Source organism: Pantoea sp. Cr_R13 (assembly GCF_029222565.1).
GTDB lineage: Bacteria > Pseudomonadota > Gammaproteobacteria > Enterobacterales > Enterobacteriaceae > Pantoea > Pantoea eucalypti.
In genome coordinates, this window is the sequence record NZ_JARHXL010000013.1 from 182,870 (window position 1) to 190,745 (window position 7,876).

4 protein-coding genes are annotated in these 7,876 nt (G+C 53.4%); 1 reads left to right on the top strand and 3 read right to left on the bottom strand.

What is annotated here, in order from left to right; translation table 11 throughout:
* Nucleotides 1–40: 40 nt before the first annotated feature.
* Entirely contained in the window at nt 41–2,893 is a 2,853-nt protein-coding gene (gene rcsC, locus P2R09_RS08705) for a two-component system sensor histidine kinase RcsC (protein ID WP_275768825.1), read from the top strand.
* A 52-nt stretch (nt 2,894–2,945) separates the two neighbouring features.
* Here the strand turns inward: rcsC and rcsB are convergent, their stop codons facing one another.
* From rcsB to P2R09_RS08720, 3 genes are read right to left on the bottom strand one after another with little or no spacing between them, the layout of a single operon-like run.
* The gene (rcsB, locus tag P2R09_RS08710) at nt 2,946–3,596 is read right to left on the bottom strand and encodes a response regulator transcription factor RcsB (protein ID WP_003854204.1); all 651 of its coding nucleotides are present in this window, start codon (nt 3,594–3,596) and stop codon (nt 2,946–2,948) included.
* Between the two features lies 1 nt (nt 3,597).
* Complete coding sequence (gene rcsD, locus P2R09_RS08715; RefSeq protein ID WP_008926131.1) at nt 3,598–6,255, bottom strand: phosphotransferase RcsD; 2,658 nt, start codon at nt 6,253–6,255, stop codon at nt 3,598–3,600.
* Nucleotides 6,256–6,274: 19 nt separating this feature from the next.
* A complete protein-coding gene (locus P2R09_RS08720) occupies nt 6,275–7,429 on the bottom strand; it encodes an MFS transporter (RefSeq protein ID WP_275768828.1) in 1,155 nt (384 codons plus the stop codon).
* Nucleotides 7,430–7,876 lie beyond the last annotated feature (447 nt).

The following is a 7,876-nucleotide window of genomic DNA, read 5'->3' on the forward strand; positions in this document are numbered from 1 at the left end:
AATCGATGATGCGACTAACCTTGCCAACTGCGAGTCACCTTTGAAATATCCTGTCTCTTTCCGCACTACGCTTCGCATCTCGCGCTACCTTTTCCGCGCGCTGGCGCTGCTAATCTGGACGCTCGGCGCCGTTCTGACGGCGTTTTATATTATCAGCGTGCTGCACAATAAAGAGACGCAGGTTCGGCAGGAGTTTGCCAGCAACTACGGCACGATTCAGTGGTACGTGCGCCATTCGGCGGACATGATGCGTGAACTGAAATATATCACCGAGAACCGCTTAACCAATGCCAGCAGTGGCCTGGATGTACTGACCGGCATGATGCCAGGTAAAACAACCCAGCCGCAGTTTACGCCACTCTTTTCGGATGGCGACTGTACCTCAATGAGCAATACCTGGCGCAACTCGCTCGATTCACTCAGCTACTACATCAATTACTGGAAAAGTAACTTCGCCTCATCGTATGAACTGAATCGGGTGTTCTTTATCGGTGGCGAGAGTCAGTGTCTGGCCGACTTTACGATTGGCAGCAGTAACGCTGATCGGGAACGCAGCCTGAAATCGCTGCGTGAGAATGTGCTGCGTTATCGCAACAGCAGTGAAGAAGAGCGCCGAAATCCGATGTACTGGATCAACAGCAGTGCTCAGCCCGGTGTCGGCACTTTCTATATGGTGGTGCCGGTTTACGTCGCGAACAAGTTACAGGCACTGCTGGGTGTTGAGCAAAATATCCGACTGGATGAGTTTATTCAGCCGGGCAGCCTGCCGATCATTGCGTCGATTACCGATGAGAATTATCGTCCACTGCTTAACTCGCGGCGCGGCGGCCTGGGCTTCTCGCTCGACAATCTGCCTGATGATAAAACCTGGTTCGGTTACCTGAATGGGTATCGTCAGCTGGTGCTGAAAAAGCCACTTCCGCCCTCTGATCTGAATGTGGTGTGGTCAGTACCTACCGATGTCATGGTGGATCAGCTCAAGCTGATGATCATCAATGCGCTGCTGCTCAATATTTTCAGTGCCGTTATCCTGTTTACTCTCGCCTGGGTATTCGAGCGCCGGATGTTCCTGCCGGCAGAGGAGAATGCACACCGTCTGGAAGAGCATGAGCAGTTTAACCGTAAGATTGTCGCCTCGGCGCCGGTGGGGATCTGTATCTTACGCACCAGCGACGGCACCAATATTCTGAGTAATGAGCTGGCACATAATTATCTGACGTTACTGACGCAGGAGGACCGCCTTCGGCTGAATGAAATCATTGGCGGGCAGCAGGTTAACTTTGTTGATGTGCTGACCGGCAGCAATACCAACCTGCAAATCAGCTTTGTGCATTCGCGCTATCGTAATGAGAACGTCGCGATTTGTGTGCTGGTTGATGTCTCGGCGCGCGTAAGGATGGAGCAGTCTCTGCAGGAGATGGCCCACGCGGCAGAGCAGGCAAGTCAGTCAAAATCGATGTTTCTTGCCACCGTCAGTCATGAACTGCGCACGCCGCTCTATGGCATTATCGGTAACCTCGATCTGTTGCAGACCAAAGAGCTACCCAGCGGTATCGACTCGCTGGTGACGGCCATGAACAACTCCTCCAGCCTGCTGCTGAAGATCATCAGTGATATTCTCGACTTCTCGAAAATCGAGTCAGAGCAGTTGAAAATTGAGCCACGTCCGTTTGCCCCTCGCGAAATTGTCACGCACATTGTCGGCAACTATCTGTCGCTGGTGGTGAAGAAGCGGCTGACGCTTTACTGCTTTATCGAACATGACGTTCCGCAGGTGCTGGACGGCGATCCGTTGCGCCTGCAGCAGGTGATCTCGAACCTGCTTAACAACGCGATTAAGTTTACGCATACCGGCTGTATTATTCTGCACGCCTACGTTGCACAGGGCTATCTGGCTTTCCGCGTTCGTGATACCGGTGTCGGCATTCCGGCGAAAGAGCTTCCGCGCCTGTTTGATCCTTTCTTCCAGGTGGGAAATGGCGTGCAGCGTAATTTCCAGGGGACCGGGCTGGGACTGGCGATCTGTGAAAAGCTGATCAATATGATGGATGGCGACATCGAGGTCGACTCAGAGCCAGGCATGGGCAGCCAGTTTATTGTGCGTATTCCGATCTACCAGGGACAGAAGCCGTCATTGATGCTGCTGGAGGACTTACAGGATAAGAAAATCTGGCTGGCGATGCGCAATGAGTATCTTGCGGCGTTTATCACGCGTCAGATTCAGCAGCAGGGCATTCAGGTTGCGGAGTATAACGGTAAGCCAGGCCCGGATGATGTGGTCATGACGGATTACGAACTGGAGACTGATGCACCGCTTCGCGCACTGGTCACATTTGACGGATCCCATGTCGATATGCCGCGTGAACGTCAGCCGGGACGCTGGATCCACTCCACCGCCACACTGCACGAGGTGCCGGCGCTGCTGGCACGCATCTACCGGATTGCACTGGGCAATGACGCCGCCGATGCGCTGCTGCTGGCCACCCCGGTAGAAGAGAAAGTTCATAACGATGACATCATGGTGCTGATCGTCGATGACCATCCCATTAACCGCATGCTGCTGTCTGAACAGCTTGGCACGCTGGGCTATCAGGTGAAAACGGCCCAGGATGGCGTTGATGCCCTGAATGTCCTGAGTCGTAATGAGATTGATATCGTGCTCACCGACGTGAATATGCCGAACATGGATGGTTATCGCCTGACGCAGCGATTACGTCAGCTGGGCCATCTTTTCCCGGTCGTGGGCGTAACGGCGAATGCGCTGGCAGAAGAGAAACAGCGTTGCATGGATGCAGGTATGGATAACTGTCTGTCGAAGCCGGTGACGTTAGACGTGCTGAAAGTGACGCTGGCGATCTATGCTGAACGGGTTCGTAAAACGCGGCGGGGATAGGGCAGGAAAGGGCAGAGGCGAAGCGGTGCAGCTGCACCGCTTCAGGAGGAACTTAGTCTCTTTCGACCTGACTCTGGCTGACAGAGGACAGGTAGTTCAGCAGTGCGATATCGTTATCCACGCCCAGTTTCATCATCGCTGATTTCTTCTGGCTACTGATAGTTTTGATACTGCGGTTCAGTTTCTTGGCGATTTCAGTTACCAGGAAACCTTCTGCAAACAGACGCAGCACTTCACTCTCTTTCGGTGACAGGCGCTTGTCGCCATAACCACCCGCGCTGATCTTCTCCAGCAGTTTCGCAACGCTTTCTGGCGTGTATTTCTTGCCTTTCTGCAGTGCAGCCAGTGCTTTTGGCAGATCGGTAGGCGCGCCCTGTTTCAGGACAATCCCTTCGATATCGAGATCAAGGACTGAACTCAGAATCGCCGGGTTATTGTTCATGGTCAGAACAATAATCGAGAGATCCGGGTAGTGGCGTTTAATATATTTAATCAGCGTAATACCATCGCCATACTTCTCACCTGGCATAGAGAGGTCGGTGATCAGGACGTTGGCATCAAGCTTGGACAGATTATTGATTAGTGCTGTTGAGTCTTCGAACTCACCTACAACGTTGACCCATTCAATTTGTTCCAGAGACTTTCGGATACCGAAAAGGACAATTGGATGGTCATCGGCAATAATTACGTTTAAGTTATTCATCTTATTGGTTACCTTGCTGCAGCAGTTGATTGACGTAAGCGTCAATATCACTGGTGGTATTTGTAATGTTTGAATCGTCACACGCTTTAATGTGGTGTTCTAACTCTTCACAAAGCTGTTTGCCGGGAGTCAGATTGAGCATGGCAAACACGCCCTTTAGGCGATGCGCTGTCTGAGCAAGCGAGGCGTAGTCCTTTTCCGCCGACTCAGTATACAGTCTCTTCACATCAACCGGTACTGTCTCCGTAAACAGCTGGAAATAGCCGCCGCTCATTAATGGCGTGGCCGCGTCGTCTTCCATGTCGTTATCCATCACATCATGCGACAGTTGTTTCTCAATCAGGGCCAGCAATGCATCCAGCATCGCATTACTGAGATTGAAATTGACCCGATACTGCTGGTCGTTCAGTGCATGATGACCCAATTCATCTTCCGCCAGCAGCAGTGCCCAGCCGCTAAGCTTCGAGGGATCGTCGGTCACCATGACATCGTGATCCTGACCGGAAATGCGCTCATCAGGTGTCAGACAACGCGCTCCCCAGTTCTCCAGATGGCGGCAGACGATTTTATGTACGTCCTCCACGGTGATCTCCACCAGCGCGGTCACGCCATCCAGAATTTTTTCCTCTTCTTCCTCACGCTTCTCTTCCAGCACCAGCGGCAGTTGCATGTTATAGCGCGTGCCGATATCCGCTTTTGCCACGATATCGAGACTGCCACCCATCTGCTTGCAGAGCTGTTTACACAGGAAGAACGCCATGCCGGAGGCCTGTCCGTAACGATCCTGGCTGGTATCTCCCAGGAACGGGAAGTCGACATTCGCCAGTTCATCCACCGTCAGGCCCGCACCGGTATCCACCAGTTCGATGATCACTCTGTCGGCCTGCTTCTCCGCAGCCTTAACTTCCAGGGTAATTTTCCCCCAGCGGGTCGTGGTCAGGGCGTAGTGCATCAACGTAGTCAGGACTTTGCGCAGGGCGCGACGGTCGCCAAAGCGCGTCTCGTCATTCGCCAGATGATTATTCACCACCAGCGACAGCCCTTTGCGGCGCATCAACGGCAGGCTTTCCAGCGCAATCTCATCCAGCAGTTCCTGCAGGTTGAAGACGGTCGCATCCGGTGACCAGTCGTGTGCTTCAAGCCGATTCAGCAGCACGATATCATCTACCAGTCGCGCCAGGCCCTGGCTCTCATCGAGCAGGTCCAGCACGGTTTCATCGGCATCTCGCTGGCTGAGCTGCACCAGCTGCGCCACCATTTTTTCCAGTGGCTGATTCAGCGCATGGCCCAGATTATGCAGCAGCTGCTGGCGCATCTGATGATTGCGATCCAGCACCTGCTGCGCTTTCTGCAATTTCTTGTTCACCAGCAGTTCGCGATCCTGATCACGCATCATAAACAGCTGCGTATGCGGCGACAGCACGCTGCGGGCGTGTCGGATCTCATACACTTCGTTGTTGATGGTGGCCTGCAGCACGCCCTGATGCTGGTCGGACATATTAATGATCTTCTGCAGATTGAGGTGAGGCAAAAGATGTTCAGCAATCTTATTGCTCAGCAGAGTGCGGTTGCTGGCAAAGTCATAGACCAGCAGACCAACCGGAAGGCTCGCCACAATCTCTTCATTCAGCACCCGCAGTGAATCGAGTTCAGCGCTCTGGTTTTCGCTGGGACGCAGTGACTGCTGACGCAGCAGCACGATACCCGCCAGCGAGAGCAGGAACAGCAGCAGGTTGATCAGAAGCGGCCAGAGCAGATTATGCAGGCTGTCGATAATCAGGCGAGTAATCGGCACCTGATAAACCAGCTGCAACGGCGTACTTGGCAGGGTGGCCGCAATCTCAATATTGGGATTAACCAGTGAGACACGGGTATTTTCCACATCCTGCTGTTCACTGCTGCTGGCAGGCATTGAGGTGTCCTGGCGCAGCTGGAAGTTTTCCAGCGGCATGTTCTGCGGAACAATATCGTTAACCGGCAGATCAAAGGCGACAACAGTGGCCAGATGGCCCGGCTGGTTAAAAGTGGTGCGCAGCGTGAAATAGTGATCGTTCTGGAAGGCGAGGTGGCGCAGTGGCGAGAAGCTCTCGCGTTCATCCAGCGCATTGGCCTGCTGCAGCATCTCAGCGCGACGGCTATCCACCATTGAACTGATGGCGCTCTCTTTATAGCGCGTTGCCATATCTTTCAGTGGCAGGGTCGAAATCATAATCAGGCTGTTGTCCTGACCATTTAAAAAGTACATCGACCACGTGGGATTTTCCGCGCCCCACAGCGTGTCGAGATAGTTCGACATCCGCATGGTCATATCCAGCGTACTGCTGTCATGTGATCCGAAAATCAGTGCTTCCGTTTTACGCCGGGTTTTTTCCAGATAATAGACATCAGGACGCAGCCGCGTCTCCTGCAGGTTACTGCCAGGTGGCGCACCGGCCGCGCTGGTTGAGAGGTTTTCATATATCTGCCAGGTGGCAAAGCGATAGGCATCAATACGTTTCTGTACGTCACGCGCCAGATCGTCCATGGCATAGCGTTTCCCGGTCAGCCAGGCATTGACCGAGTTATGCACCATAAAGCCCAGCGCCAGCAGGAGCACCAGATTGAAAACCACAAAAAAGCGGGTGACATTGCCGGAGGTCAGTGGAAACTTATACAACATAGCGTGTCAGGTACCTGAATTATCGCGCAACTTTTCGCGCACTGGCGGCTACCGCTAACAGCAACAGGGCGATCAGTAAAAATGCGCCGCTGAGGCTGATCCATTGCGAAATGAATCCGATTAAAGCCGGACCTGAGAGAATACCCGCATATCCCAGCGTTGTCATGGCAGAAATCGCCAGGTTCGCAGGCATATCCTGTTGATTCCCGGCAGCATTGAACAACATCGGCACCGTATTGGATAAACCAAAGCCGACCAGCAGGAAAGCCAGCAGAGCGATCTCCGGCCACGGCAGCCAGACGGCCAGACTCATACCCGCTGCGGCGGTCAGGGCGCCGGTGAGCATCACAGGATAGCGGCCAAAACGCTGGATGATCTTGTCGCCACTAAAACGGCCCAGTGTCATCGCCACGGAAAAGACGGCATAGCCGAGTCCGGCATAGGCGGGTGACATCGCCGGGTTCTGCAGCAGCAGCAGCGCGCCCCAGTCCAGTACGGCCCCTTCCGCCAGGAAAAGGATAAAGCAGAGCAGGCCAAGGAACGCAACCCAGCCACGTGGGATCACCAGCCAGGGCTGATCGGGCTGATGCAGACGCGCATTCATCAGGACAGGCAATCGCCACAGCAGCAGCAAGAGCATTATTGCCATTACCACCAGCGTAGCGGTCAGTGGAGTGAAATCCCGGCTCAGCAACAGGCTGACGGTTCCTGCGCCCAGAATACCGCCAAGGCTGAAGAAACCATGAAAGCCCGACATCATCGGTTTATCCGCAGCCTGTTCAACCTGAACCGCCTGATAATTCATCGCCACATCCAGCATGCCCAGCCCGGCACCAAAAAGCATCAGCGCAGCCGCCATCACCAGATGAGAGTCTGCTGTCGCCAGCAGCGGCATCATCATCAGTACTAACAGGGTGGAGATGCACATCACGCGACGGCAGCCAAAACGCGCCACTAGCGTGCCGGTCACCGGCATCGCCGCCAGCGAACCAATTCCCAGACAGAGCAGCAATGCGCCCAGGGACGCGCCACTGAGCTGCAGACGATCCCGGGCAAACGGCACCAGCGGAGCCCAGGCTGACATCCCTAAGCCATTAATTAAAAAGATAGTGCGTGTACCCCAGTTAAGGCGGCTTTGATGTTTATGTTGTTGTGAAGCGTCCAGTGCGGTCATAGGTCGGATTCATCAATGTTAAAGCGGAAAAGTGTAGCACTGGCCGCGAGTCAGTGGCCGTTGCGCCTCTTGTCAAAAGTGGTGCAGTCACATCGCATAAATGGCAGAACCGGCAGTTTACCGACTTTTGTTGCATCGCAAATTTTTTCCAGAACTTTCCTGGTATGACCACCGTTCACCCGGTAAGACTTAACTCAAATTTCCCTGCTTTTTTTCAAGGGTTTGCTGTTAAAAACGCAGAACAGGACCACCTGTAAATGCTGACTGAATCACACAATTAAAAAATTCCTGTCGTTGCCCTCACGTTAATGACGCGGTGGTTTTAAGCCTCTGCGCATCATTTATGGAAACAGTCAGCAATAAATTGACATGAAAAAACAAAGACAAAGCGGATTACCTGAAAACGAATTTTCGGTTGTGGCTAATGTAATAATGTTTTAATCATAA

Bases quoted from the DNA above. Each gene is read 5' to 3' on its own strand.
- rcsB (WP_003854204.1), bottom strand. From the start codon at position 3,596: ATGAATAACTTAAACGTAATTATTGCCGATGACCATCCAATTGTCCTT.
- rcsD (WP_008926131.1), bottom strand. From the start codon at position 6,255: ATGTTGTATAAGTTTCCACTGACCTCCGGCAATGTCACCCGCTTTTTT.
- P2R09_RS08720 (WP_275768828.1), bottom strand. From the start codon at position 7,429: ATGACCGCACTGGACGCTTCACAACAACATAAACATCAAAGCCGCCTT.